Here is a 26,762-nt window from a genome sequence, read left to right as displayed (position 1 = left end):
CACCATAAATCGGAGCCCCTTAGAAGGACGATAGATATTTCCTATCAAGCCATGCTGTTCTGCCGCTTGATCAAATCGTCCCCGCGACAAATAGATGCAGCATGGATACAGGATTTATCGGTAAGAAATCGTCGGCCGCAGGCGGCTGGGGCGCATTAAAAAGCTGCGGCAAGCAGCTTCTGAACAGCGGCTCGCCGCTGTCCGGTGCAAGGGCAATGCTGAAGGCCAATCAGCCTGACGGTTTCGACTGTCCCGGCTGCGCCTGGGGCGATCCGGAGCATGGCTCCTCGTTCGAATTTTGCGAGAACGGCGTAAAGGCCGTCTCGTGGGAGGCGACCGAAAAGCGCGCCACACCGGCATTTTTTGCGGCACACACCGTTTCCGAGCTGCGCCGTCAGTCCGACTATGAGCTTGAGCTCAACGGTCGTCTCACTCATCCGATGCGTTACGACGCGGCAAGCGATCGCTATCTCCCGGTCACATGGCAGGACGCGTTCGCCGAGATCGGCGACATCCTCAAGGGATTCGACAGCCCGGACCGCGCTGAATTCTACACGTCCGGCCGCGCCAGCAACGAAGCGGCATTCCTCTACCAGCTGTTCGTGCGCGCCTACGGCACCAATAATTTCCCCGACTGTTCCAACATGTGCCATGAGGCGAGCGGCGTGGCTCTTCGCCAGTCGATCGGCGTCGGCAAGGGAACGGTCCTGCTCGAGGATTTCGAGAAGGCCGACGCGATCTTCGTGATTGGCCAGAACCCGGGTACCAACCATCCGCGCATGCTGGGCGACCTGCGGCGCGCCGCGGTCCGCGGTGCCCAGATCGTCGTCTTCAACCCGGTCAAGGAGCGCGGCCTGGAGCGGTTCTCGGACCCGCAGGACAAGCTGCAGATGCTGCGTGGCGGCGCGACCGATATCGCCAGCGACTATCTTCAGCCGCAACTGGGCGGCGACATGGCCGCCGTGCGCGGGATGTCGAAAGCGGTTCTGGCCGCGGAAGCAGCAGCTGTTGCAGCCGGCCGTCCGTCCGTGCTCGATCACGCGTTTATCGCCGAACACTGCGAAGGCTTCGACGCCTATCTGGCCGCGGTCGAGGCAACCAGCTGGGATGAGATCATCTCGCAGTCTGGCCTGACCCGCGAAGCGATCGAACGCGCTGCAGACGTCTACATGCAGGCAGAGCGCGTCATCTGCACCTGGGCCATGGGTATCACCCAGCATCTGCACTCGGTCGCGACCATTCGCGAAATCTCGAACTTCATGTTCCTGCGCGGCAATGTCGGCAAGCCGGGAGCCGGACTGTGCCCTGTGCGCGGTCATTCCAATGTTCAGGGCGACCGGACGGTCGGTATCAACGAAAAGCCTCCAGCTGCCTTCCTCGACGCGCTCGAGAAAGAATTCGGGTTCGCGGTGCCGCGCGCCAATGGTCATAACGTGATCGCCGCAATCGGCGCGATGCTGGATGGTTCCGCACAGGCGTTCATCGGGCTCGGCGGCAATTTTGCCCGCGCCACGCCCGATAGCGCATTGGTCGAGCAGGCGCTTCGCAAGCTCAAACTCACCGTGCATGTCGCAACCAAGCCCAACCATTCTCATCTGATGCCGGGTGATGTCTCGTTCATCCTGCCCTGCCTTGGCCGCACCGAGATCGATCTTAACTCTGCCGGCAATTCGCAGCTCGTCAGCGTCGAGGATTCGATGAGCATGGTGCATGGCTCGGCCGGCATCAACAGGCCTGCCTCGGCGCATCTTCTCTCGGAAGTCGCGATCGTTGCCGGCATGGCCGCGTCCACCGTCGGCTCGGACATGATCAACTGGGCGGCTCTGGCCGACGATTACGACCTGATCCGCAAGCATATCGAGGCGACCATTCCGGGCTTTGAGGATTTCAACGCGCGTCTGCGCAAGCCGCGCGGCTTCCACCTGCGCAACACGGCTGCACATCGCGAGTGGGTCACGCCGACGGGCAAGGCATCCTTCTCCGATATCGCCCTGCCGTCCGAGACCGTCAATCAGGCCGCCCTCAAGCGCCACGATCACTTTGCGCTGCAGACGTTCCGCTCGCATGACCAGTACAACACGACGGTCTACGGTCTCGACGATCGCTATCGTGGCGTTTACGGCGAAAGACAGGTCATCTTCATGCACCCTGATGACGTAAAGGCGCTGTCCGCAAAGGCTGGGGAACGCGTCGACGTCGTCTGCGAGTACACTGACGGCATCGCCCGCGTTGCATCTGATTTCCGCCTTGTCCCCTACGACATTCCGCGGGGCAGCATCGCCGGCTATTACCCCGAACTGAATGTTCTCGTGCCGATCGGAAGCGCGGGCGAAGAGAGCGATACGCCCACATCCAAATCGGTGATGGTCTCCGTTCGCCGTCGCGAGGCGGCGTGACGGGCAACCCGCCGGATCCAGACCGGTTTATGGCGCTCACTGCCAGGCTGCAACAGCAGGATCCCCGCCTCAGCGGCATACAGGCGGGGATGATCATTGCGCTCGAACTCGATGTTGCCAGGGACAGCCGCAGCTTTTCGCGGCTGTTCGGCATCGAGCATTCGATCGTGCTGCGTGAACTGACGGACATTCCGGGTGCCTGGCTTCAGGTCACCAGCAAGGATGAACGCACGCTCAGGACATTTTATCGCCGGCCTGACGACGGCGCGGCTGTTCCCGTCGAATAAAAAGCTTTGTTGGAGGCGGTTGCAACCTCTTTCCCGCGCTGACCTCCGGTGCGGGCATGAGGACGTCATGTCTCACCATGGTCCCATTGCCTATAAGGTGCTGCAATCGAAGTCCGGGTGATCGGCCCGGGCTTCTGTGCGTCGGTGACTGGTATCCATACAGCAAAGTCCGTCGCCTCCATCTCTCGCATCGCTCAATGGCGGGACATTCCCTGCCGTGCGCCTGGGTTCGTTCGTCTTGTATCCGCCGACGTTCGCCAACCTCGTTGATGATGCTTTCCCTAAGTGCTGTGCTAGCTGACTAGTTGTCTCGACCTTGCGACGATTGTTGTCGCCGCCGTGGCACTTTCTGCGTCTTGCTTCGTTTCAGTTGCGATCTTGACTGGGGTTGTGTTCCTGAAAGTCGTGACAGTCAGATCTGTGCATTGCAGCAACGAGTGAAAGGGCTGTCGGCGCTGTCGATGGTGCGTTGCTCGTGACCGCGAGGATTGTGCGTTGCAACTAACTTCTTGCGGTTGCAGAGGTTTTTCCGCAGGGACCTGGAACTTATCTCATTTGTAAGAAAGTGATGACCCGCCTCTTGAAGCTTGCATCGCATCGACCAAATGATGGCCGTCACTGAGAAGTTTGAGTTTGTCATGCCCGCATTTATGGAAAAGACCTTCGGCCCCACGGAACTTGAAGTCCTCGATATCGTACTCGAGAATTGGCGAGCGAAGTATCATCTCGAGAGGAGCGATCCGGACGTCAGTATCGCGGCTGCGGTCATGATCAACCTGTTCCGGGAAGGCAATCACACGATTCCGGAACTGGAAACAGCGCTTGCCGGCCACAAAGCGCTCGCCGATCTCATTTCATGACGCTTGCCGCTTGCATCGGTCGGAGCCTGGCGTGATGATGGACGTAATGTTCCTCTGAGCCGGTAAATCGCCTGATGCCCTACCAGACCACGATCGAGCAGACGGTCTTTCGTTTCCGTGATCTGAAGGATCTCTTGGCCAAGGCGACGCCCGAGCGGTCTGGTGACCAGCTTGCGGGGGTGGCGGCAGAGGGTCCGGTAGAGCGGCTTGCGGCGCAGATCACACTCGCAGACCTGCCGCTTAAGGCATTCCTCGCCGAGGAGCTGATCGCGGCCGAGACCGACGAGGTCTCGCAACTGATTGCCGACCAGCACGACCTTTCGGCATTCGCACCGATCTCGTCGCTGACGGTCGGCGAGTTCCGTGAATGGCTGTTGAAGCCCGAGACGGGGCAGCGTCAGCTGGAGGCAATCACGTTCGGCCTGACGCCTGAAATGGTGGCAGCGGTCTCCAAGATCATGCGTGTTCAGGACCTGATCTCGGTTGCGGCCAAACGCGAGGTCGTGACACGCTTTCGCTCGACGATCGGTCTTTCGGGCCGGCTTTCGACCCGCAACCAGCCCAATCATCCAACGGATGACTCGCGCGGTATCGCAGCGTCCGCCGTCGACGGTCTACTGATGGGGTCGGGCGATGCAGTGATCGGCGTCAATCCTGCAACCGATAGCATTGAGGATTACGTCCGGATCGTCTCCCTGCTCGATGAGTTGCGCTCCCGTCTGTCGATCCCTACCCAGACCTGCTGCCTCGGCCATGTCACGACAGCCATCCGGGCAATCGAGCAACAGGCTCCTGTCGATCTGGTATTCCAGTCGATCGCCGGCTCGCAAAAGGCAAACGAAGGTTTCGGTGTCAATCTGGCGATGCTAAAGGAAGCCCATGACGCGGCGCGGGCTCTCAAACGCGGCCCTGTCGATGCGAACCTGATGTATTTCGAAACCGGACAGGGTGCGGCGCTTTCCGCCGATGCGCATTTCGGTGTGGATCAGCAGACGATGGAAGTGCGCGCCTATGCGGTTGCTCGGGCGTTCGATCCACTTCTGGTCAACACGGTCGTCGGCTTTATCGGACCCGAATATCTCTTCAACGGCAAGCAAATCATCCGCGCCGGGTTGGAGGACCACTTCTGCGGCAAGCTCATGGGTCTGCCGATGGGGGTCGACGTCTGCTACACAAACCATGCGGATGCCGATCAGGAGGACATGGATACGCTCCTGACGCTTCTCTGTGCCGCCAACGTCAACTTCGTCATCACTGTGCCAGGCGCTGACGATATCATGCTCAATTACCAGTCTCTATCGCACCACGACGCCGTTTACTGCCGCGAGACTCTGAAACGCCCGCCTGCACCGGAATTCGAAGCATGGTTGAACGAGATGGGGCTCACCGATCCGGCAGGCTATTTGAAGGACGATCCGGTGCGGCTGACCCGGCACCTGTCCGAGCTTGCTCTTCTTGGAGCCTCGGCATGACGGATCGCGATCAGCCTGTCCCGGTGGAAGACACCGAAAAGCGCAGCCTCGATCTCAGGTCGATGACCGCGGCCCGGGTATCGCTCGGACGCTTCGGCGCCGGTCAGCCGACAAAGGTGCAACTCGCGTTCCTGATGGATCACGCACGGGCTCGCGAGGCGGTGTGGAGCGGGATGGATCGCTATGGCCTTTCGCAGCGTCTGAAGTCGATGGGCCTTGGCGCAATCGAGGTCACAAGCCTTGCGGAAGATCGCGGAACATACGTCCGTCGCCCGGATCTTGGCCGGCAACTCTCCGGACCGTCTGTCGATTTGCTTCGTTCGGTGAGACCCGAAAGCGGCGACAATTTCGATGGGGTCATCGTTGTCGCCGATGGATTGTCGTCCAATGCGGTGGAAATCAACGCAACGCCGCTGATCGAAGCGCTTCAAACACGCTTGAAGGAATTGAATCTTTCCCTGGCGCCGATCGTTCTGGCTGAAAATGCGCGGGTTGCGCTGGCCGACCCGGTCGGCGAGGCACTGGGCGCCAAGCTATCGATCATTCTGATCGGGGAGCGACCGGGGCTTTCGGCAGCCGACAGTCTCGGCGCCTATGTCACCTACGAACCGAGGTCAGGCACGCCCGATTCCCGACGCAACTGCATATCGAACATCCGCGACGGCGGGATGTCGATTGCCAGCGCGGCCGATGCGATCACGGCTCTGGTCAAGGCGATGGTGCAGACCGGTATCAGCGGTGTGGCTCTACGGGAGGCAGCAGCGCTCCTGCGTTAAGCCACATATCAAAAGGGCGGCACCCTTGAGAGGTACCGCCCTTTTGACGCTTGGGAGCGTATCTTATTCCGCCGGCTGTAGGGCCGGGGCTACCGGATCGCCGGTCAGCTCGCCGGCCATCGCCTTGTCCAGCATGTCCTTGTCCAGCTCGTTTTCCCAGCGTGCGACGACAATGGTCGCAACCGCGTTGCCGACGAGGTTGGTCAGGGCGCGGCACTCCGACATAAAGCGGTCGATGCCGAGGATGAGCGCCATGCCGGCGACCGGGACGGAGGGAACAACCGATAGCGTTGCAGCCAGCGTGATGAAGCCTGCACCGGTGATGCCGGCGGCACCCTTGGAACTCAGCATGGCCACGAGCAGAAGCAGGATCTGATCACCAAGCGACAGGTCAATGCCGGTCGCCTGAGCGATGAAGAGTGCTGCCAGCGTCATGTAGATGTTGGTGCCGTCGAGGTTGAACGAGTAACCTGTCGGGATGACCAGGCCGACAACCGAGCGCTTGCAGCCTGCACGTTCCATCTTCTGCATCAGGCCGGGAAGCGCTGCTTCCGACGACGAGGTGCCGAGAACGAGCAGCAGTTCCTCTTTGATGTAGCGGATCAGCGAGAAGATCGAGAAGCCGTTATACTTCGCCACGGCGCCCAACACCACGATCACGAACAGAAGTGCGGTGATGTAGAATGTCAGGATCAGGTAGGCGAGGTTGGCGACCGAGCCGATGCCGTATTTGCCGATGGTAAATGCCATCGCGCCGAAGGCACCGATCGGAGCGGCCTTCATCAGGATCGCAACAAGACGGAAGATCGGAGCGGTGAGCGAGATCAGGAAGTCGGTGACCGGCTTGCCCTTTTCGCCGACCATGCCGAGCGAAATACCGAACAGGACCGAGAAGAACAGGACCTGGAGAATGTCACCCTGGGCAAACGCGCCAACGATGGTTTCCGGGATGATGTTCATCAGGAAGCCGGTGATCGTCGTCTCATGCGCCTTGGTTGCGTAGGTCGCCACGGCCCTGCCGTCCAGCGTGGACGGATCGATGTTCATTCCGGCACCTGGGTGCAGCAGGTTGCCGACAATCAGGCCGACGATCAGTGCGAGCGTCGAGAAGGTCAGGAAGTAGAGCATCGCCTTGCCGGCGACCCGGCCAACCTTCTTCAGGTCGGACATGCCGGCGATGCCGGTTGCCACAGTGAGGAAGATCACGGGAGCGATGATCATCTTGACCAGCCGGATGAAGGCGTCGCCAAGCGGCTTCAGGCTGGCGCCGAATTCAGGCCAGAAGTGGCCGATTAGCATGCCCGCGATGATCGCGACGATAACCTGGAAATACAGGTGGCGATAGAATGGCAGTGCCGCCGGCTTGCCGGCTGCGGGTGTCGAGATATCCATAAAGTCCTCCAGTCGCCCCGCTCAAGGTTCCCACCCGGGGCATGTTCTTAGAATCGAACTTGAGGCGAGCAAGGGACGTGCCAGATCCGCACCTATCGACTAAGTTATTGAATTAACTTGACGGCGCTATCTTAACCCGGTGTCACGCAAAACGATTTGTGCGGAGTACCGCACTCGTCCTTGATGTTTGTGCGAAATTATGCTCATAGGGGCGATGTCCTACACAAACGATCCTCAGCCTGCTGAGCACCTGGTTCGGAAATTTCGGCTGGCCTGGATCGTGTTTGGCGTCGCTGCGATCAGCATCGTGGTCGCCGCAGGGTTTGCGGTCGAGCGCTACGGCCGTGCATCAGCGTTAACGCGACTGGAAGCGCAGGCTCGAACGGATGCGGACCTGAAGGTTGCTCTTCTGCAGGCCGTGCTCGAGCGACCGCGGGCGCTACCGTTGCTTCTGGCCGGTGACCGCGAGGTCCGCGACGCTTTGGTCAACTTGAGCGCCGATGCGGCTATTGCGAAGAGAGAGGCACTGGATGCCAAACTCGAAGACCTGGTCGTTAAGACCAATGCCAGCGTGATCTATGTCGTTGGCCCGGACGGGATTGCGATCTCGTCGAGCAATTGGCGGGAGCCAACAAGCTTTGTCGGCAACGACTATACCTTCCGTGCCTATTTCACGCGGGCGATGCAGAAGGGGGCGGCTGAACATTTCGCACTGGGCAGCGTCAGCAAACGGCCCGGTCTCTACATCTCGCAACGCGTCGGTCCGGCCGAAGCGCCGCTCGGCGTGGTCGTTGCAAAGATGGAGTTCGATCAGCTGGAAGCGGACTGGCGCAACTCGCAGCGCCCTTCGTTTGTTGTTGATTCCAGCAATGTCGTACTGATCACCAGCCTCCCATCCTGGCGGTTCATGACGACGCAGCCGCTGGATCCGGACGATCTCGGCGCCATTCGCCAAAGTCTGCAATTCGGCGATGCGCCGCTTCTCCCCCTGCCATTCATCCGCCAGCAGCCGGTCGGAGACAACGCGCGGACGCTGCAGGCTATTCTTCCGGGAGGCGCGGGAGCAGAAGACTTCCTGGAGATCACGACCCCGATCCCGTCCACCCCCTGGCGCTTCGAATATCTTCTGCCAATCTCCAAGGCGATGTCGGATGCGCTTCGCGAAACACGGCTGATGGCGATCCTGGCCGTAACGACACTATTCGCGCTGGCAGCCTTCCTGCTGCGACGTCGGCAGGTGACCGAGATGGCGATTGCCCAGCAGAGGCTTGCGCGGGAAGATCTCGAAAATCGGGTTGCGGCGCGCACGATCGACCTCAGTCTTGCGCGTGACAGGCTGGAGGCGGAGATCATGGATCACAAGCAGACCGAAAGCCGGCTGCAGTCCGTCCAGCAGGATCTGGTACATGCCAACAGGCTTGCCATCCTCGGCCAGGTTGCAGCCGGTGTCGCCCACGAGATCAACCAGCCTGTCGCGACGATCCGCGCCTATGCGGACAATTCCAAGGTACTGCTCGAACGGGGCAGGGCCGAGACTGCGGTCGAAAATCTGGATCACATCGCGTCTCTCACGGAACGGATCGGTGCGATTACGGATGATCTGAAGGCACTTGCGCGCAAAGGCCGACCGGCTCCGGAACCGGTCCTGCTGCAGGAAGTCTTCGACGGTGCGACCATGCTGGTTCGCAGCCGCTTCACCGGACGAATGGATACGCTGAAGATCACGCCGCCGCCAAGCGGGCTGGTCGTGATGGGGAGCCGGTTGCGGCTGGAACAGGTGTTTATCAATCTGTTCCAGAATGCGCTGGAGGCTGTTGAGGGCCGGCCGGATGCGCTGATCCAGGTGACGACGGATGTGTCTGCCGATCGGGTGCTGGTGCATGTCTGCGACAACGGTCCCGGCATCGCGCCGCAGATTCTCAAGGCTCTGTTCGAGCCCTTCAACTCGTCGAAGGAAAAAGGGCTGGGGCTCGGCCTCGTCATCTCCAAAGACATCGTCACCGATTACGGCGGGCGCATCGAGGTCGAGAGCCGCGATGGACGGACCTGCTTTACAATATCGCTCGTGAAAGCTGATGAGGAAAACGATCATGACAGAGCCTGACATGGGCGCGGTGCCGGTCATTCTGATAGACGACGACGCCGATCTCCTGCGCGCCACAGGCCAGACGCTGGAGCTTGCCGGTTTCGAGCCGATCGCGTTCACCTCGGCCACGGACGCCCTGTCTAAAATTTCCGCGGACTTCCCGGGCATCGTCGTCTCCGACATTCGAATGCCGGGGCTCGATGGTCTCGAACTTTACGACCGCCTCCGCAGTCTGGACGAAGAGCTGCCGGTCATTCTGATGACCGGCCACGGCGATATTCCAATGGCTGTGAAGGCCATCCAAAGCGGCGTCTACGACTTCCTTGCCAAGCCGTTTGCGACGGACAGGCTTGTGCAATGCGTCCGGCGCGCTGCTGAAAAGCGACGTCTGACACTGGAAAACCGCCGGCTGCGCGCAGCAGCTCAAAGTTCCAGCCAGGAATCCCCGTTGATCGGCCAGACACCGGTCATGCAGCGGCTACGCAACATGCTTCGCCAGATCGCCGATACCGATATCGATGTCCTCGTCACCGGCGAGACCGGAAGCGGCAAGGAAATCGTTGCTGGTCTTCTGCATGGATGGAGCCGCCGTGCGGCCGGGAACTTCGTGGCGCTGAATTGCGGAGCCTTGCCGCAACAGGTGATCGAAAGCGAGCTGTTCGGTCACGAACCGGGCGCCTTCACCGGCGCGCAGAAAAAGCGCATCGGTCGCATCGAGCACTCGAGCGGCGGCACGCTTTTTCTCGATGAGATCGAGAGCATGCCGATGTCTGCGCAGGTGCAGATGCTGCGCGTGCTGGAGATGCGCGAGGTGATGCCGCTCGGGACGAATGAAGTGCGGCCCGTGGATCTGCGGATCATCGCCGCGTCCAAGGTGGATCTGGGCGATCAGGCTCAGCGCGAGACGTTTCGGGAAGACCTCTATTTCCGGTTGAACGTCGTCACGATCGCCATTCCGCCTCTGCGGGAGCGGCGGGACGATATTCCCCTGTTGTTCAGCTATTTCGCAGATCGTGCCGCAACCCGCTTCGATCGGGAAGCACCCTCGATCACGCCAACAATCGGCCAGTACCTGCGCGACCATCACTGGCCCGGCAACGTCCGTGAGTTGTCGCATTTTGCCGAGCGTGCGGTTCTGGGGCTTGATCCGACAAGCTCTCCCGCTCGGCAATCAGCCCATCCGGAAACGGGTTCGCTGCCCCAGCGGCTGGAGCGATACGAAGCCGAGATCATTCGTGAAACGCTGAAGGCGTGTGATGGCGATGTGCAGCAGACGATTGCAGCGCTCGGCATTCCCCGCAAGACCTTCTACGACAAGCTGCAGCGCCACGGCATCGTCAGAAGCGAATTCGCGGACAAGCGCCTTTCCTGAACTTGTTCGCGGCTCAGCGTTTGCGGGCGACGCCGATCAGCGGCGCGCGTATCGCGCATAGGCAAGGTCGGTTGCATCGATGTCGGGCGTTTTGCCGCTGACGAGATCGCTGATCACCCGCGCCGAGCCGCAGCTCATCGTCCAGCCCAGCGTTCCGTGCCCGGTATTGAGGTAGAGACCACTGATCTTGGTTGCTCCGATCACCGGCGTTCCATCGGGTGTCATCGGACGAAGGCCCGACCAGAACGACGCCTTGGTGATATCTCCGCCGGGGAAAAGGTCGGTCACGGAATGTTCGAGCGTGCGCCTGCGCGGCGCACCGAGATCGTTCGTATAGCCGGAAATTTCGGCCATGCCGCCCACCCGGATGCGGTCGCCCAGCCGCGTGATGGCGATCTTGTAGGTCTCATCCATGATCGTTGATTCCGGCGCGCGGCTGGCATCCTTGATCGGGATGGTCAGCGAATATCCCTTGACCGGATAGACCGGCAGATCGATGCCGTGGTCTTTCACGACCAGCGGCGAATAGCTGCCGAGCGCGACCACGACCGCATCGCTTCGAAGCGTTTCGCGGTCCGTCACGACACCCCTGACTTTGCCACCTTCGACATCCAGCCGTTTAATGGTCGTACCATAAGCAAACCGGACGCCGAGCGCTTCGGCCTTGGCGGCGAGAAGATTGGTGAACTTGAAGCAGTCGCCGGTCTCGTCCTTGGGTGTCAGAAGTCCGCCGACGATCTTTTCGCGCACATGGGCGAGCGCCGGTTCTACCCGGATACAGCCTTCGGGATCGAGCACTTCATAGGGAATGCCATCGGCCGCGAGCGCCTTGACGTCCTTTGCGGAGGCGTCGAGCTGCTGCTGCGTGCGAAACAGCTGCAGCGTTCCCTGCATGCGCGCGTCGTAATCGATCCCGGTTTCATCCCGGACATCTGCAAGGCAGATCCGGCTGTAATCGGAAAGTCGCAGCATTCGGCTTTTGTTGATCGCGTAGCGCTCCGAGGTGCAGTTCGACAACATCTTGAACATCCACGACAGCATGGCGCGATCAAGCTTCGGGCGCAGGATCAGCGGCGCGTGCTCCATGAAGATCCATTTGAGCGCCTTCCGGGGAATGCCCGGCGCTGCCCAGGGAGAGCAGTAACCGAACGAGACTTCGCCGGCATTGGCGAAACTTGTTTCGAGCGCAGGGCCTGTCTGGCGATCGACAACGACGACCTCGTGGCCGGCCTTGGCCAGTTGATAGGCGGTGGTCGTGCCGATGACGCCGGCGCCGAGTACGATGACTTTCATGGCATTCCCCTAGACGTCTTGCAGCTGAACTTGGCGGTATAGTCTTTGGTAACGGTGCCCTAGGCCCGTGAGTATCTCATAGGATATCGTTCCGGCGGCCTCGGCAATCGCTTCCAGCGTCTGGTGTTCCCCGACCACCTCGACGAGACTGCCGAGTGTCAAAGTATCCTTTGGCAGCGCGCTGACATCGATGATGATGCTGTCCATGGAAACCCGCCCGACGATCGGCAGTCGTACGCCAGCGTGATACACCGCACCCGTGCCGCTGAGGGCACGGGGCAGGCCGTCCGCATATCCAGCGGCGATCGTTGCCAGATGCGTCTCTCGGTCAGCAATATGCGATCCGCCATAGCCGATCCGGGTTCCGGTCGGCACGGTACGTGTTTGGACCACGGCGACATCGAGTTTGACGACCGGCTCCATCGGGTTTGGAGAGCCGGGGGTCGGGTTGCCGCCGTAAAGCGCAATGCCGGGCCGCGCCAGCGTATGGTGGAAATCGCCACCTAGGAAGATGCCACCGGAATTGGCGAGGCAAACCGGAATTCCCGGAAACAGACCAAAAAGTCTTTCAAATTCCGCCAGCTGCTCGCCGTTCATAAGGTCTGCGCCTTCGTCGGCGCATGCGAGATGGCTCATGACGAACTGGAATTCCAAGCCGGCATGCTCGTTCATTTCCCGGGACAGGATGCTGCATTCTTCCGGCGACAAACCGAGACGGGACATGCCGCTGTCGACCTGCAGAACTGCGGGGAGCGATCGGCCAACCTGACGGGCGAGCTGAGACCAGCGGCGCAACTGAGGCAAGGAGTTGAGGACAGGGATGATGCCGTCGGCAGCGCAGCGCTCTTCGTTTCCGGGCTGCAGTCCGTTCAGGACATAGAGACGTGCATCGGCAGGGAGAGTATCCTTGATACTGATGGCCTCGACGAACTGGGCCACGAAAAAGTCCCGGCATCCGGCATCGCCGAGCGTTCTTGATACGACCGTTGCCCCAAGTCCATAGGCATCAGCCTTCACGACCGCTGCGCAGCGTGCCGGTCGAAGCATGTCGACGAGCGTTTCGAAATTGCGCCGGAGGGCACCCAGATCGATTGTCAGGTATCCCGATGCACCCTCGGCAAAGAACTGTACTTCGGCGTCACCAAACGAGGACGAAATATCCATGATGCTGCCCTCCCTATGAGAGCAGATTATTTGAATATTCGGTGAGTTTGGTGCTATTTGATGACAGGATGTGCGACAAATATCGATATTCTGGTGAATTCTGTCGTGTTTTGAAAGAATATGCATGGAAACGATAGATGCGATCGACCGCAACCTTCTCCGGCTCCTTCGTCTGAACGGGCGGATCAGCAACGCGGCACTGGCCGCGGAAGTCGGGTTGTCTGCCTCCGCGTGTCTCAGGCGCGTCAAGCTCCTGGAAGAAGCCGGCGTCATCCGCGGGTATACGGCGCTGATCGACAATGGCCAGATCGAGAGCGCCATCGCCGTGATTATTAACATCACGCTGGAGCGGCAGACCGAGGATTACCTCAACCGGTTCGAAGCTGCTGTGAGGAAACATCCGGAAATTCAGGAATGCTTCCTGATGACCGGCGGCTCGGATTATATCTTGAGGGTGGAAGTTGCGAACGCCGGCGCGTTCGAGCGCATCCACAAGGAAATCCTGTCGGCACTTCCCGGGGTTTTGCGGATCCATTCCAGCTTTTCCATCCGAAACGTGCTTGCCTCACGTTCGAAAAACCGTCGTTAGAAGATCGCTCCCGACAGTTCACCTTCGCGAATTGAGGCCGGTTTCGAGGTTGCATATTACCGTTGCAAGCTCGATAAAATTGCAATAACGTGATCGTCAGTCACAAGCATTTTACGCATAGCATCCAAAAATTCTGACCTTTGAATTTGGCGTCCTCTTAACTCAGCGGGCGAACGATGATGCATGACGATCAGCAGTACACTCACGAAGACAATTCCAGACAGATCTTCCAGGAGCTGAAATTCCGCTCTTTGACGGTGAAAAACCGTCTTTTCCGATCGAATGTCTCGGGGCAGTTCGACGATTACAACGGTCACGGCGGATCTGCGCGTCTGAATTGGGAGGAGAAATTCGCCCGCGGCGGGGTCGGCTGTATCATCTCGTCTTTCACGCCGGTTTCCGTGCGTGGGAGAATCCTCGTGCGCTACGCGATGATCGATGATGATGACAAGATCCCGTTCTGGAGGGCGATCGGCGACCGGGTGCACGCCCACGACTGTCGGTTCTTGATGCAGCTCAGTCATTCGGGCCGCCAGCAGGACATGGGCGGTGCTGAAAACCTCTACAAAAGGGGACTGAGCTCAACGAACAAAAGCGATTACTTTCACGGCCTGCTCGCCGAAGCGATGAGCAGGGAGGATATTCGCACTGTCGTCGAGCAGTTTGCCCAGGGCGCGCGCCGGGCCAAAGAGGCCGGTCTCGACGGTGTCGAGCTGCATGGCGCCAACGGCTATCTCATCACGCAGTTTCTCAGCAGCGGCATCAATGACCGCACCGACGAATACGGCGGCGACTGGGAGGGGCGGGCGCGGTTCGTGCTGGAGATCGTTCGCGCCATTCGCCGCGAGGTCGGTCAGGACTTTCACCTGCAGATGAAGATCAACGGGGTCGATCACAACGACTGGCTCTATCCCTGGATCAAGAAGGGCAATACGCTCGACGAGACGGTCAAGATCTGTACCCTCCTGCTGGATGGCGGCAAGGGTGTCGATGCCTTCCATATTTCCAGCGGGTCGACCTTTCCGCACCCCCGCAACCCGCCGGGTGATCTGCCCCTGAACGACCTGCGGCGCTGGTATGACGGCATGCTTTCGCAAGGCACAAGGGCGCGTTTCAACTATTCGATCTTTTCGAATCCGGTCCTGGGACCTGCATTTGTGGCCTGGTGGCGTTTCCGGCGGGGGAAAGTCATCGAAGGCATCAACCTCGATTATGCCCGCGCTGTCACGGAAGCGGTCCGGGGCATCGATCAAAGCGTCAAGGTTCTCTGTACGGGCGGTTTTCAGCATGCCGATGTGATCGGCGAGGCGATCCGCAGCGGCGCCTGCGATGGCGTCAGCATGGCAAGACCGTTGATTGCCAACAATGATTTGCCGAAGATCCTCAAGACCCAGAATGGCCCGAACAAAGGCCGCGAGTGCACCTATTGCAACAAGTGTCTTCTCAATGATCTGGAGAACCCTCTCGGCTGCTACGAGGTAAAACGGTATCCCGGGTCAACGTTTGAGGCCCGGCATCAGAACATGATCGACGAGGTGATGTCGGTGTTTACGCCGCCGGCCTTTCCGGGAAGCGTTGTGGCGACACCACCTCAGGCGGTGGAGGCGGAGCCATGAGTGATCTCAACGATCCGCTGACCCCGGTCGAGATCGTCCTCGGGCGCAAGCGGAAAATCGTCGTGGTGATCGCAGTGCTTGTGCTCGCAGCGATCGTCTACTGGCTCGTTTTCGTCAACCAGTATGTCGTCGCGTTCCGAAACCAGGAAGATCATTTCCTCTACGGCTCGATTGGCAGCGAGGCATCGACCGGGCCACCCTATTGGGTCTTCAAGGCGCTGCCGGTGATGTATGCTGACAAGCTTGGGCCGGCCGGATGGGGTCATTTCGGCATGCTTTACGAGGAGCCGGGCGACGACCTGCCGATCGGCGTCTCCAGGCGTATCGTGTCCGGAGTCGATCGCGTCTGGCTGAACTGCTCGGTTTGTCATGTCGGAACCTACACGCTTCCGAACCAGACGGAGCGGCATCTGGTCTACGGTGCACCTTCAAACAATTTGCGGCTTCAGGAATTCATTCTCTTCTTCATCGACCTCGGGTCGGATCCCGGGTTTACCGCCGACCGGCTGATCGCCGCGATCAACAGTCCAGAAGTCGGCGGTCATCTCAATGCGTTCGAGCGGGTGGTGTATCGCTATGTCATCTTTCCGCGCCTCCAGGCGGCATTCGCAGATCTCGGCAAACGGCTGACATTTGTTGCGCGGCAGGAGAAATGGGGGCCCGGGCGGGTCGATACATTCAACCCCTACAAAAGCCTGCAGTTCAACTTTCCGATGGACGCTGCATCGATCAGTGATGCAGCGCTGAACGGAAGCTCCGATTATCCGTCGATCTGGCAGCAACGGCCGCGGGAGGGAATGAACCTTCACTGGGACGGCAATAACAATTCGGTTGCCGAGCGCAACCTGAGCGCAGCACTCGGCGCAGGTGTGACACCGGTAACGGTGGATCGATCGTCGATCCGCCGCATCGAACAATGGATGTGGGATCTTCCCGCGCCACAGTTTCCGGCAAAGGTAGATGTCGACGCTGCCGAGCGCGGCAGGGAGGTGTTCTCGGATACCTGCGCCGGTTGCCATGGCATGAAGACAGGCGGAACCTATTCCTACAATACCGATCATTTCAAGCGGCTCGGACGGACGGTCGCGCTGGCCGATATCGGGACGGATCGCGGCCGCTGGGCCTCCTACACACCGGATTTTGCGGCCGCACAGAACCAGCTCTATGCGGGCTATCCGTGGCGTTTCAAGCGGTTCCACAAGACCAACGGCTATGCGAACCATCCCCTCGACGGGATCTGGGCCCGCTCACCCTATCTGCACAATGGGTCAATACCGACGCTGCGCGATCTGCTCGAACCCTCGTCGCAGCGGCCGGCGCGGTGGTATCGCGGCAGTGAGGTGCTCGACCTGGCACGGGTCGGATATCAATCCGACGATGCGGCACCGGGCGATCAGCTGTTTCTCTATGACACCTCAAAAACCGGTAATTCCAACCGCGGACACGAGGGCAAAGCTTACGGCACGGAGCTTTCCGGAGCCGATAAGGATGCCCTCGTCGAATACATGAAGACGCTATGATCAGGACCCGCTCGCTCAGCACCTGGAAGGCCCGTCACGCCATCGTCGTATGGATCGGCGTGATCCTGAACCTGTGTTTCGTGCTGCCGCTGATCTTCTGCCCGGAATGGCTGCTTTCCCTGTTCGGCATCGTCGTCAACCAGGTGATCTGGGCGCAGTTCGCGGGCCTCCTGCTAGGTATTCTCTCCGTTTTCTATATTCCCGCGTCGATCGATATCGACCGCTACCGGCTATTTGCCTGGCTGCAGGTCTTTCCATCGCGCACAGCCGGCGTCGTGTTCTTCCTGCTTGCCGTGACGGTGTTCGACCAGCCGATCGGCTATATCACCGGTGTCCTTCTCGATGGTTCGGTGGCGATCCCGACGCTGATCTGCCTCCTCAACATCAGCCGCCTTGAACAGGAACTCGCCGACGGGGGCCGCCCATGAGCGCGCGCAAAACCCGGCTGTTCTGGAAAGGGCTTCTGGCGCTGCTGGTCGTCGTCGTGGCGGGTGCGCTTTCCGTTTATCTTCTTCTTTTCCGCCCGGTTGCCGCCCCTCGTACGGAGGATCTCGCCCGGCTTTTCAATCACGGCTCGATCGGCAATGAAGAGGTTCAGGGCCTGCCCTACTGGATCTGGCGCGTGCTGCCGCAGCTCTTTCCGGAGCATGTGCCGAACGGCAAGGATGGCTATGGTGCCTTCGGCATGTACTGGCGTGCCGGAGACAAGGTGCCAATCGGCTTTTCGGTGACGACACTGGGTGTCATCGATCGCGTCTCGCCCAACTGTGCCTTCTGCCACCAGGGCAGCTACCGGCTTAAACCCGATGAGCCTCGCGTGCTGGTCTCGGCCGGTGCCGGAACGCGCGTTGATCCGCAGGCCTATATCCGCTTCCTGATCAAGGTCGGTGCCGATGCCCGCTTCACCGCGGACCGGGTGATGCGGGAAATCACCACGATCTACGACATGCCGCTTTATGAGAGGTTGCTCTACCGTTTCGTTCTGATCCCGGCAACGCGCAAGGCATTTCAGGATCAGGCGCGGCGGTTCGCTTGGCAGGACACTCGACCCGACTGGGGCCCGGGCCGCATCGATCCTTTCAACCCCGTCAAATTCCAGAACCTCGAGCTCCCGGACGACGGCACGATCGGCAATTCCGACATGATGCCGCTGTGGAACCTGGACGAGCTTGCCCCGACGAACATTCGCACCTTCTCGCTTCATTGGGACGGGTTGCAGACGGATGTGCGCGAAACCGCGGTATCGGGCGCCATCGGCGATGGCATGAGTTCCAAAACCTTTCTGCGGACCCAGGAAAACCTCGACCGGATGATCGCCTTCACCTCGGTGCAGCGGCCGCCGCCTTCGCCGTTCAAGAGTAGTCGTGAGACGGACGATCCCCTCCGGGTTGACGCCTCCGCCGTCGATGCGGGGCAGGGGATCTACCAGGCGCAGTGTGCCGTTTGCCATGACACGAACGGTGCGCGCTACCGATCTCCGATCCCGATTGTCGAACTCGGAACGGATCGGCATCGCATCGACATGTGGAGCCCCGCGGCGAAGTCCCGATATGCCGATTACGAGACTGGCTACCGGTGGGGGTTCACGCATTTTCAGAAGGCGGAAGGCTACGTGGCCGTCGATATGGCGGGCCTGTGGTTGCGCGGGCCATATCTCCACAATGGCAGCGTTCCGACGCTTGCCGATCTCCTCAAATCTCCGGAACAGAGGCCGAAGCAGTTTTATCGCGGCTCCGATCTCGTGGACACGGTGAACGGGGGTTTCGTCAGCGCCGAGCAACCGGAAACGGGCGGGTTTCTCTATGACACGAGCCTGCCGGGCAACGGCAATGGCGGCCATCTCTGGGGCACGGACCTGCCGCAGGCCGAAAAGGACAATTTGCTCGCCTATCTGAAGACACTTTGAAACCGGGGAGGGGGACGCATGCACGGTTGGACCAAGAAAGCGAAGCGTTTCCTCTTCTGGCTGGTCACGACCGCTGCCGCTTTGGTGGTGATCGTTCTGTTCGTGGCCGGCTTCGTCGTCTGGTCGCTCATCCAGCCGCCATCCGATCAGTTCGGCAAGGTCGAGGACGAGGCCAAGTTTGCGCGGCGCGACGTTTCCAGTCTGCCAGCCGCAACCGAGCCCTATTTCGCCGAGATGGACAAGGGTCTCCTCAAGGGGATTGAGGGAGGGGAGTACCCGCAGGAAATCCGCCAGATTGCAGGCGCGACGGGGCTTGACCCCGAGGCGATCCGACAGGCGGCAATCCGCGGTCAGAATGCCTGGATTGTCTGGACCGGCGGCAATGATCGCTTCTGGGATTTTGCCGCGCGCAACACGATCGGAGCATTTGATCTTCTGAAGACGGTTTCCTCGCATCCGAGCCAGGCCTATGGCCGCGACAATCGCTTTCGGTATCTCGGGCTCGTCAATGAGCCGGGCTTCGATGAGGCGACGGGACCGGACCCGAAACACTTCGGATTGTGGCTCGACCAGCGCCGGACTGACACGCCTCCCGATCCGTTCGGCGGCAATCCGGACGCGGACAGGCGATACCCAGGCGTGGAAGTGGGTGCGCGGGGTAAACCGGTTGAGTTTGAAGCCCGGGAGGTGACCCTGCCGGTCGGCTCCTATTACGGGGAACCGACCGGCGTCATGGGGCTGCGCCTGTTTCCCAACCCGGATTTCGACTTGAAGGCCTCGAAAAAGTGGGACCCCGACCGCTACTATAACGACCCTTCCTACTACAACGACAACGATCTGGTGCGTCCGTACCGCGTCGGCATGTCCTGCGCGTTCTGCCATGTCGGACCGAACCCGATCACGCCGCCGGCGGATGTGGAAAGGCCGCAGTTTTCGCAGATCACCTCGAACCCGGGAGCGCAGTACTTCTGGGTGGACCGGATCTTCTTCTGGAACACGCAACCGCGCGGCGAGGACGATAAGCCGACCTCCAACGAAGGCAATTTCCTTTTCCAGCTGTTCCACACCAATCCGCCGGGGTCGCTGGATACCTCGCTCGTTTCGAGCGATTACATCAACAACCCTCGCACGATGAATGCGGTCTATGAGACAGTAGCGCGCCTTGGAGTTGCATCCGGTACGGGCTGGGAAAATTTGACCGGCGACGAGCTGGCGAACAAGCAGTTTCAGGATTACTCGCAGACCGCGGCACTGCATGCCTTCTTCAACAAGCGGGACGGCAAGTCTGCTTCGATGCGGGTGCTGAAGGATGGGTCTGACTCCGTCGGCACGCTTGGGGCGCTCAACCGTGTTTACTTGAACATCGGGCTGTTCAGCGAAGAGTGGCTTCTGCACTTCCGCCCCTTCCTGGGTGGCCAGAAGATATCGCCAATCCGCGTTCCGGATGCGCAGAAGAACTCCGTCTATTGGCAGGCGACCGAGACGATGACGGCCGACATGGCGATCTTTTTTCTCGTCACCGGTCGCTCCGATCTCCTCAAGGACGCGCCGGGCGGAAAGGAGCTGCTGGCCGCGCTGGATCAGCAGCAGGTAGCCCGTGGTCGTGATGTCTTCGCTGAAAACTGCGCGGCGTGCCATTCGAGCAAACAACCCAAGGCTCCGGCCGAATTCGGCGTTGGCGAGGGGATCTGCGAGGGCGGCGGCGCGGGGCCGCAGTACCGTGAATGCTGGGACCGCTACTGGGCATGGGCACAATCGGCGCAGTTCAAACAATTGATGCGTGCGCAGGCCGAGAAACCGGACTTTCTCGTCGACAACTATCTGTCAAATGAACGAAGGGTGCCGATCGATCTGGTGCGCACCAATGCGTGCAGTGCCATCGCCACCAATGGCCTGGCCGGCGATATCTGGGATAACTTCACCTCGTCGACGTACAAAACCCTGCCTGCACCGAAGGAAGTGACGGTGCACCATCCGGTTTCGGGTGCAGCAACGCCGATGCAATCACCTGGTAACGGACGCGGCTATTTGCGACCGCCTTCGCTGATCAGCCTCTGGTCGACGGCGCCCTATCTCCTCAACAATTCCGTCGGGCACGAGATCCCCTATTCCTATCCGCGTTATGGCAAGGATACGGAAAGCGGGCCTGTTGGGACGTCTGGTACGCAGGCAAACTCCGGCAACGGAAACTACCCACGATCTCCCAGCGCCTGCCCGGCTGCGGATCCCAAAGACCCCTACATGCCCTGTATCGAAAACCGGCTTTCGGCCTTCGACACGTCGATCCGGCAGATGCTTTCACCGGAAACGCGGCGGATGGACAAAGCGACCGAAGAGGCCGTGCCAGGCTATATCTATCGTACCAGCGCCCCTTCCTGCCTGATCATCCCAAAAGGCTTCGTGCCGGATCAGATCCGCCCCTTTAGCGGCTTGCTCAGCCGCATTGCGCCCTGGGCGTTCAAGGATGACGGATCGATTGCACTCGGGCCCTTCCCGTCGGGATTTCCGGTCAATGCGCTGGTCAATACCAAGCTTTTGCCGGATCATGACGAAGATGCCTGGCCCGTTTACAAGCGGCTGATCACCAATGGTCCCGGCCTGGTTTCGGCCTTCGCAGAGCTGGGCGGGCAATGCTCCGCGCAGGAACTCGCCGACCCGGCGGTGCGGAGCCATTCCGAGACGGTCGTGCGCGAGACCGGCCTGATCGATCGGCTCGTGACCCTCAGCAAGTGCCCCGATTACGTCGTCAATGCGGGACATGCCTTCGGCTCGGATCTGTCGCAGGCGGACAAGGACGCATTGATTTCATTTCTGAAGCAGCTTTGACATGGCAGGGAGCGAAGCGACCCACGACTACATCGTGATTGGCGCCGGTGCGGGTGGGGCGGTCGTGGCTGCGCGGCTTGTGGAGGCGGGGTGCACCGTTCTGGTGATCGAAGCTGGTGGTGATCCGCTCGCCGAACGGCCTTACAGCGATGCGGTTGCAGATGACGACCCCGATATGCCTCTGGCCGATGCTTATAAAGTGCCGGCGTTCCATGCTTTCGCGTCCGAACACGAGGGTTTGGCGCGTGATTACTATGTCAGGCATTATGAGGATACGGCCGTGCAGAAACGCGACTGGCGGTACTGCGATGAAAAGGGCGGAATTCTCTATCCCCGTGCACAGGGGCTGGGTGGCTGCAGTGCCCATCATGCGATGATCATCGTCAAACCGAATGCCTGCGACTGGAACCATATCCGCGACCTCACAGGCGACGAGAGCTGGCGGGCTGCGCATATGCAGACCTATTTCGAACGGATCGAACGCTGCCGCTACCGCATCTTTTTCTGGCGCTGGCTTTCCTTCCTCACTGGTCTCAATCCGACCGGACACGGCTGGTGGGGCTGGATGCAAACGGAACTGGTTTTTCCGCTGAGACCAATCCGCGACCGCCTGCTGTTGAGCTCGCTTCTGCGCTGTGTGCGCGCGGCAGCTGATGCCTTCGGTCATTCCGGGACGCAATGGGAGACGGCGGAAACCGATCCGAATGCGCACCGGGTCTGGAACCCCTTCGCAAGCGGCATCCGCATCGCGCCCCTTTCCACCCGCAGGCATGTGCGGCATGGGCCGCGCGAACGGTTGCTCGACGTCAAGGCGAGGTATCCCGACAGGCTCGATATCCGGCTGAGAACAGCGGTGGCGCGTATTGCGATTGAGGATAGGCGCGCCGTGGGCGTCCACGCGATCGATGCGAACGGCAACGAACTCTTCGTTGAGGCGCGGCGAGAGGTCATCCTCGCAGCCGGCGCTTTCGCATCGCCGAAGATCCTGATGCTGTCGGGAATTGGCGATGCCGCTCATCTCGCTCGTTACGAGATCGCCGTCGTCGAAGATCTGCCGGGCGTTGGCCGCAATCTGCAGGACCGATATGAGATCGGCGTCGTCAGCCGCATGAACAAGCCCTGGGCGACGCTTAAAAACGCAGCCTATTCGATCCGTGACGCGGAATACCGCAAGTGGCGGCGCTTTCGTCTTGGCAACTACACAAGCAACGGCCTGTTGTTTTCCATGGCGCTCAAATCGCGCGACAGCCTGAACGAGCCTGATCTCCACTGCTTTTCGCTGCTGGGTGATTTCCGCGGCTACTACAAAGGCTATTCGCAGCGGATCAGAAAGAAAGACTATCTGAGCTGGGTCGTGCTGAAGGCCTATACGGAAAACCGAGCCGGTACGGTGAGGCTGCGATCTTCGGACTGGAGGACAGACCCGGACATCCAGTTCCATTCGTTTGCCGAAGGCAGCGGCGATTACCGTCGCGATCTCGATGCGATGGTAAAGGGCGTCCGTTTCGTGCGCAAAGTGGCCGAAGGGATGGACGACCTCGTTGCCGAAGAGGAAGAGCCCGGCCGCTGGCGCGACAGCGACGAAGCACTGCGCAACTACGTGGCCGAAAACGCATGGGGTCACCACGCCTGCGGGACCTGCGCCATCGGGCCGCGTGACAGCGGCGGCGTGACGGACAGCCGGTTCAAGGTGCATGGCGTCGATGGGTTGCGGATCGTGGATGCGTCGGTCTTTCCCCGCATTCCCGGCTATTTCCTCGCCTGCGCGGTCTACATGATCGCCGAGAAGGCGGCCGACGTTTTGCTTTCGCCACCACAGGGGGAGATGGCGTGATGACGCAGGTTCAAGCACGCGGCCGGTCTCTCGTTCGGCAAGCCTATCCTTGGCTGAACGACAGGGTTGCGGATTTCGTTCGCGGCTGGCGACGTCTGGATGCGTGGGCCAACCGGCCGCTTCCGACGAGGCGACGCGCCTACTGGAAACTGCTCGCCCCGGACCGTTATCCCTGGTACGCGCCGGCGCTGTTTCTGGTGCTGACCGTGATGCTGGCACTTGGCCCCACCATGGAAACCGATTGGCCGAACCTCATTCTGCTGGTGATCGGACTTGTGCTTTTTCTAGGTCTCAACGCTCTTGCCGAGCGTCGCCAAGTCGCCAACAACTATCTGCTGACCGGGCAACTGACATGTCTGGTTGCGATGCTGGCATTGCTGTTGTGGAGTTCTCTGCCCGAGGTCTACGGGGAGATGGTCGCCGCACCCCGACTGCACGTGGGCGTGGCCGTCGTTCTTGCGATGACCGTCGCGCTTGCTGCTGCATTCGGTTTTGCCGCAGCGCTATTCAGGTCGACAGCCGATGGAGGATTGGCCGATGCCCTGCCAGAGGTGGAGCTGTTTCTTCCCAAGGATCGCTACAGTTTCGTGGGGGGCGGGGCGAAAGCTGCCTTCTTTTCCGCCTTGGCAATCGCTCCGGTTCGCTATCCGGTAGAACTCCTTCTGCCCGGGTCGCTGCTGACCCTGTTCGTACCCGACCATCTTCTTGCCCCAACTTTCCTTTTCGTCGGCGGGATCATGTGGATCTTGCTTTTCCTCGGCATTCTCTTCGAGCGGCTGATGGAAATCCTGAAGACGCTGGGCCGGATGTTTTTCATCGGTCCGCAGCGCGTGATTTCCATTCTCGTCATTGCCGTCGCCGGGGCACGGCTCGCGGAAATACATTTCATCACGTACCTCTTCAATGGCGGCAGCACGGGTTATGGCAACCCGGTCCTGATGCTTTACATCCTGCTTTCTTATGCGTGCGCTTGGTATTACGGTTTCTGGACCGACCAGTTTGTGGCCCGCAGGCTCATGCGCATGCTCACACTCAAGCCCGACTGGCGCACCGCCATATCGGTCGGTTATCCCTACCACGGTGATCCGACACTCAGCCGCGTCGAAAGCGAAGGTCGCACAATCAGTTTGCATGGCGCCGGCCGCTTGAAGCTGCGGGGTCACTACGAAGACGGGTATGCCGGCGGCGGCACGGCTCTTCAGTTCATGACGCCCGCGGAGCTGATCGGTCAATTCCGGCGCCAGATAGAGCTTCGCTCACGCGACATGATAAAGGCAGACGATCTGCTGGCGAGCCTGCGCAATTTCGAGCGGGCGGCGGTGATCTATCCGGTCATCGTCGGAACGTTGGCCTTTGGCCTGATTGTCGGGCCGATTGTCCTGACGTTCTATTACGCGGTGCAACCGCCGGAGCTCACAGTCCATGCCGAGGGTGGGGGCGGTCGCGATGCTCTCGCGTTTATGAAGAACCAGGATTATGAAAATGGCGACTGCTCACCTCTGAAAGCGGGCATGCCTCGCATCGCCATCGCGGCTTCCGGAGGTGGTACACGCGCTGCAATCTATACCGCCTCGTTGCTGAGGGGCTTGGCGGAGGCGGGACATGTCTGCGACGTGGTGATGGCGAGCGGCGTTTCCGGCGGGAGCGCTGCGCTTGCGTATTTTGGCTTGCACGAGGCGGAACTACGCTCCCGCGGTGGCGTCGGCTTCATGGCTTGGGAGCGCTATTCGCGGGAAATGGCGCATCCTTATATTGAAGATGTCATCAATCGCGCCAGCGACCTGCGGATCACATTCGGTCGCTTTCACTGGAGACGTTTTACATGCGGCGAGCCGGCGGTGCCGGATGGTTCTGTGAGCGGCGTTGCACCAGCCCGCTCCAAACTCGGCCATATCCTGGCGGAATCCTTCGTCTGCCGAATGGGGGCGGGAAAGATGGGCGACGTCTCGTTTGGATTGATGCTGAATTCGTCGATCGTCGGATCCTATCCTGATCCTGGAAATCCGTGCCGCCGAGGCGACGGGTATTCGCTGCCGGAACAGGCCAGCCGGTGCCAGGGGTTGCTGGATGGCGCGGGCGCGGGCGGGCGGCTTGTGCTGACCAACATCGGATCGACCCAGACGATGCAGGCAAATACGTCGCCCGGGATGGAAATCGTCACCATCGACGAACCTGACGTCTCCGTGTCACGGGCCGCAGCATTGAGCGCCAATTTCCCCCCTGTGTTTCCGGATGCCGCCGTGGATATCATGCCGAGCAGCGGCAAGGCCAAACGTTATTGGGTGACGGACGGCGGGACGGTCGAGAATCGCGGTACAGTGACCATGTATCGTGCCTTGCGCGATGCGGCGAGACGAGAACCCAAATCTTGCGGGTGCGGCAATTCGCCAAGGTTCGCCCCGCTCCACGTCATCGTCGCGGATGTTTCCGCTCTCGCGGGGCCCTATAGCGAAAGTTTCGGTTTCGACTCTGTGCTTGGAGCCGGTGGACAGCTCGGGCTCGGCATGGAAGCGGAACTGCGCGCCGACCTCAAAACGCTCTACGAAACGACCCACTGCAGCAAGATCTACTTTCATGACATCGTGATACCGCCGGTTTTTTCGAGCAATGGAGGCATCGGAACGCACTGGCTGCTGCCGGGCTCGATGACGTTTCGCGATCCCAACCATTCGGGCGAACAGGTTACGCTCCATGCCGAGGACGTCGAAAAACTCGTGTTGTCTCTGCACAGCAGCCGGGCCTTCACCTATCAGGACAACGCGGGCGTCAAGAGGGTCTTGGGTTGGGCGCAGGATGGTCCCGGTAACCGGCATCGTGCCAATTGGGTCAGGCTGCTCGACATGTTGAACGGAAAGCTGCCGCCTCAACTCTGACCAGTGGTCTTGGACCTACCGCTCCTTCACCGCCTCCATGGCAACGGAGGTGGACGTGCTTGCCACGAACGGCAGGCTGGAGATTTTCTCGCCCAGCACTTCGCGATAGCGGCGGATGTTGGGTGTGCGGATCTTCAGAAGATAATCGAAGCGCCCCGCGATCATATGGCACTCCTCGACTTCAGGGATTCGCCACACTGCCGCGTTAAACGCGTTGAGTGCCGTTTCGCGCGTATCGGACAGTTTCACCTCTGCGAAAGCCACATGGTCGAGGCCGAGTTTCTTCGGGTTGAGAACGGCGCGGAAGCCGAGAATGAAGCCATCCTGCATCAGCCTTTTCAGGCGCGCATTCACCGGAGTCTTGGACAAGCCGACTTTGTCGGCAAGATCCGTCACCGAGACCCGGCCATCGCCGACAAGGACATCCATGATCTTCCGGTCGAAGTGGTCGATATCCCCAGGTGTATCGCTCTTCCTCTCCATTTTCTCTGTCCTCCTCC

General features: G+C 60.3%; 19 protein-coding genes. 15 read left to right on the top strand and 4 right to left on the bottom strand.

Going from position 1 to position 26,762, the window contains the following annotated elements; all coding sequences use genetic code 11:
• Positions 1-101 precede the first annotated feature (101 nt).
• The 5 genes from AC0JZ8_RS23570 to eutC all read left to right on the top strand — a co-directional run bounded on the left by AC0JZ8_RS23570 (position 102) and on the right by eutC (position 5,791).
• Positions 102-2,396, top strand: coding sequence for an FdhF/YdeP family oxidoreductase (locus AC0JZ8_RS23570; RefSeq protein ID WP_430252890.1), 2,295 nt, complete (start codon positions 102-104; stop codon positions 2,394-2,396).
• The gene (locus AC0JZ8_RS23565; RefSeq protein WP_348635241.1) at positions 2,393-2,683 is read left to right on the top strand and encodes a hypothetical protein; all 291 of its coding nucleotides are present in this window, start codon (positions 2,393-2,395) and stop codon (positions 2,681-2,683) included. Before AC0JZ8_RS23570 ends, AC0JZ8_RS23565 begins: the two co-directional genes overlap by 4 nt.
• A gap of 638 nt (positions 2,684-3,321) precedes the next feature.
• Complete coding sequence (locus AC0JZ8_RS23560) at positions 3,322-3,543, top strand: hypothetical protein (RefSeq protein ID WP_062460391.1); 222 nt, start codon at positions 3,322-3,324, stop codon at positions 3,541-3,543.
• Between the two features lie 74 nt (positions 3,544-3,617).
• The gene (locus AC0JZ8_RS23555) at positions 3,618-5,015 is read left to right on the top strand and encodes an ethanolamine ammonia-lyase subunit EutB (protein WP_092664284.1); all 1,398 of its coding nucleotides are present in this window, start codon (positions 3,618-3,620) and stop codon (positions 5,013-5,015) included.
• The gene (eutC, locus tag AC0JZ8_RS23550; RefSeq protein WP_471893726.1) at positions 5,012-5,791 is read left to right on the top strand and encodes an ethanolamine ammonia-lyase subunit EutC; all 780 of its coding nucleotides are present in this window, start codon (positions 5,012-5,014) and stop codon (positions 5,789-5,791) included. Before AC0JZ8_RS23555 ends, eutC begins: the two co-directional genes overlap by 4 nt.
• A gap of 63 nt (positions 5,792-5,854) precedes the next feature.
• Here the strand turns inward: eutC and AC0JZ8_RS23545 are convergent, their stop codons facing one another.
• On the bottom strand, positions 5,855-7,183 hold the full coding sequence (locus tag AC0JZ8_RS23545) for a dicarboxylate/amino acid:cation symporter (protein WP_471893725.1): 1,329 nt from the start codon (positions 7,181-7,183) through the stop codon (positions 5,855-5,857).
• A gap of 214 nt (positions 7,184-7,397) precedes the next feature.
• Here AC0JZ8_RS23545 and AC0JZ8_RS23540 point away from each other — a divergent pair, with 214 nt between their 5' ends.
• Together AC0JZ8_RS23540 and AC0JZ8_RS23535 are read left to right on the top strand one after the other, a co-directional pair.
• Positions 7,398-9,287, top strand: coding sequence for a sensor histidine kinase (locus AC0JZ8_RS23540; protein WP_471893724.1), 1,890 nt, complete (start codon positions 7,398-7,400; stop codon positions 9,285-9,287).
• Positions 9,274-10,641 (top strand): sigma-54-dependent transcriptional regulator, encoded by a 1,368-nt coding sequence (locus tag AC0JZ8_RS23535; RefSeq protein WP_471893723.1) that lies wholly within the window; start codon positions 9,274-9,276, stop codon positions 10,639-10,641. Before AC0JZ8_RS23540 ends, AC0JZ8_RS23535 begins: the two co-directional genes overlap by 14 nt.
• A 36-nt stretch (positions 10,642-10,677) precedes the next feature.
• On the opposite strand, the gene AC0JZ8_RS23530 is transcribed toward AC0JZ8_RS23535, so the two are convergent.
• Together AC0JZ8_RS23530 and alr are read right to left on the bottom strand one after the other, a co-directional pair.
• Complete coding sequence (locus AC0JZ8_RS23530) at positions 10,678-11,934, bottom strand: D-amino acid dehydrogenase (protein WP_062576517.1); 1,257 nt, start codon at positions 11,932-11,934, stop codon at positions 10,678-10,680.
• A gap of 9 nt (positions 11,935-11,943) precedes the next feature.
• Positions 11,944-13,098 carry an alanine racemase gene (gene alr / locus AC0JZ8_RS23525; protein ID WP_471893722.1) on the bottom strand — a complete coding sequence of 385 codons (1,155 nt, stop codon included), beginning with the start codon at positions 13,096-13,098 and terminating at the stop codon, positions 11,944-11,946.
• A gap of 124 nt (positions 13,099-13,222) precedes the next feature.
• Between alr and AC0JZ8_RS23520 the strand changes: the two genes are divergently transcribed.
• The 8 genes from AC0JZ8_RS23520 (at position 13,223) to AC0JZ8_RS23485 (ending at position 26,262) form a co-directional block, all read left to right on the top strand.
• Entirely contained in the window at positions 13,223-13,687 is a 465-nt protein-coding gene (locus AC0JZ8_RS23520; RefSeq protein WP_471893721.1) for an Lrp/AsnC family transcriptional regulator, read from the top strand.
• 179 nt (positions 13,688-13,866) lie between these two features.
• Positions 13,867-15,303, top strand: a complete 1,437-nt coding sequence (locus tag AC0JZ8_RS23515; RefSeq protein ID WP_471893720.1) for an NADH:flavin oxidoreductase — start codon at positions 13,867-13,869, stop codon at positions 15,301-15,303.
• Positions 15,300-16,823, top strand: coding sequence for a c-type cytochrome (locus AC0JZ8_RS23510; RefSeq protein ID WP_471893719.1), 1,524 nt, complete (start codon positions 15,300-15,302; stop codon positions 16,821-16,823). Before AC0JZ8_RS23515 ends, AC0JZ8_RS23510 begins: the two co-directional genes overlap by 4 nt.
• Positions 16,820-17,251 (top strand): hypothetical protein, encoded by a 432-nt coding sequence (locus tag AC0JZ8_RS23505; protein ID WP_174197484.1) that lies wholly within the window; start codon positions 16,820-16,822, stop codon positions 17,249-17,251. Before AC0JZ8_RS23510 ends, AC0JZ8_RS23505 begins: the two co-directional genes overlap by 4 nt.
• Complete coding sequence (locus AC0JZ8_RS23500) at positions 17,248-18,729, top strand: c-type cytochrome (protein ID WP_471893718.1); 1,482 nt, start codon at positions 17,248-17,250, stop codon at positions 18,727-18,729. The genes AC0JZ8_RS23505 and AC0JZ8_RS23500 overlap by 4 nt, the downstream gene beginning before the upstream one ends.
• Before the next feature lie 18 nt (positions 18,730-18,747).
• Entirely contained in the window at positions 18,748-21,555 is a 2,808-nt protein-coding gene (locus AC0JZ8_RS23495) for a c-type cytochrome (protein ID WP_471893717.1), read from the top strand.
• A 1-nt stretch (position 21,556) separates the two neighbouring features.
• Entirely contained in the window at positions 21,557-23,389 is a 1,833-nt protein-coding gene (locus AC0JZ8_RS23490; RefSeq protein ID WP_092664265.1) for a GMC family oxidoreductase, read from the top strand.
• On the top strand, positions 23,389-26,262 hold the full coding sequence (locus AC0JZ8_RS23485) for a hypothetical protein (protein WP_471893716.1): 2,874 nt from the start codon (positions 23,389-23,391) through the stop codon (positions 26,260-26,262). Before AC0JZ8_RS23490 ends, AC0JZ8_RS23485 begins: the two co-directional genes overlap by 1 nt.
• Positions 26,263-26,277: 15 nt before the next feature.
• Here AC0JZ8_RS23485 and AC0JZ8_RS23480 read toward each other — a convergent pair whose 3' ends face one another.
• Positions 26,278-26,745 carry an Lrp/AsnC family transcriptional regulator gene (locus tag AC0JZ8_RS23480; RefSeq protein ID WP_062458856.1) on the bottom strand — a complete coding sequence of 156 codons (468 nt, stop codon included), beginning with the start codon at positions 26,743-26,745 and terminating at the stop codon, positions 26,278-26,280.
• Positions 26,746-26,762 lie beyond the last annotated feature (17 nt).

The organism is Velazquezella soli, assembly GCF_977018685.1.
Note: the sequence above shows the minus strand (reverse complement) of the source record. Positions and strands in the feature narration are given on the sequence as shown.

Excerpts from the sequence above, each read along its gene's own strand:
- AC0JZ8_RS23485 (WP_471893716.1), top strand. The coding sequence starts at position 23,389 with ATGACGCAGGTTCAAGCACGCGGCCGGTCTCTCGTTCGGCAAGCCTAT.
- AC0JZ8_RS23530 (WP_062576517.1), bottom strand. The coding sequence starts at position 11,934 with ATGAAAGTCATCGTACTCGGCGCCGGCGTCATCGGCACGACCACCGCC.
- AC0JZ8_RS23495 (WP_471893717.1), top strand. The coding sequence starts at position 18,748 with ATGCACGGTTGGACCAAGAAAGCGAAGCGTTTCCTCTTCTGGCTGGTC.
- AC0JZ8_RS23515 (WP_471893720.1), top strand. The coding sequence starts at position 13,867 with ATGCATGACGATCAGCAGTACACTCACGAAGACAATTCCAGACAGATC.
- AC0JZ8_RS23510 (WP_471893719.1), top strand. The coding sequence starts at position 15,300 with ATGAGTGATCTCAACGATCCGCTGACCCCGGTCGAGATCGTCCTCGGG.
- AC0JZ8_RS23540 (WP_471893724.1), top strand. The coding sequence starts at position 7,398 with ATGTCCTACACAAACGATCCTCAGCCTGCTGAGCACCTGGTTCGGAAA.
- AC0JZ8_RS23505 (WP_174197484.1), top strand. The coding sequence starts at position 16,820 with ATGATCAGGACCCGCTCGCTCAGCACCTGGAAGGCCCGTCACGCCATC.
- AC0JZ8_RS23545 (WP_471893725.1), bottom strand. The coding sequence starts at position 7,183 with ATGGATATCTCGACACCCGCAGCCGGCAAGCCGGCGGCACTGCCATTC.
- AC0JZ8_RS23535 (WP_471893723.1), top strand. The coding sequence starts at position 9,274 with ATGACAGAGCCTGACATGGGCGCGGTGCCGGTCATTCTGATAGACGAC.
- AC0JZ8_RS23570 (WP_430252890.1), top strand. The coding sequence starts at position 102 with ATGGATACAGGATTTATCGGTAAGAAATCGTCGGCCGCAGGCGGCTGG.
- AC0JZ8_RS23520 (WP_471893721.1), top strand. The coding sequence starts at position 13,223 with ATGGAAACGATAGATGCGATCGACCGCAACCTTCTCCGGCTCCTTCGT.
- AC0JZ8_RS23490 (WP_092664265.1), top strand. The coding sequence starts at position 21,557 with ATGGCAGGGAGCGAAGCGACCCACGACTACATCGTGATTGGCGCCGGT.
- eutC (WP_471893726.1), top strand. The coding sequence starts at position 5,012 with ATGACGGATCGCGATCAGCCTGTCCCGGTGGAAGACACCGAAAAGCGC.
- AC0JZ8_RS23500 (WP_471893718.1), top strand. The coding sequence starts at position 17,248 with ATGAGCGCGCGCAAAACCCGGCTGTTCTGGAAAGGGCTTCTGGCGCTG.
- alr (WP_471893722.1), bottom strand. The coding sequence starts at position 13,098 with ATGGATATTTCGTCCTCGTTTGGTGACGCCGAAGTACAGTTCTTTGCC.
- AC0JZ8_RS23555 (WP_092664284.1), top strand. The coding sequence starts at position 3,618 with ATGCCCTACCAGACCACGATCGAGCAGACGGTCTTTCGTTTCCGTGAT.
- AC0JZ8_RS23480 (WP_062458856.1), bottom strand. The coding sequence starts at position 26,745 with ATGGAGAGGAAGAGCGATACACCTGGGGATATCGACCACTTCGACCGG.
- AC0JZ8_RS23560 (WP_062460391.1), top strand. The coding sequence starts at position 3,322 with ATGCCCGCATTTATGGAAAAGACCTTCGGCCCCACGGAACTTGAAGTC.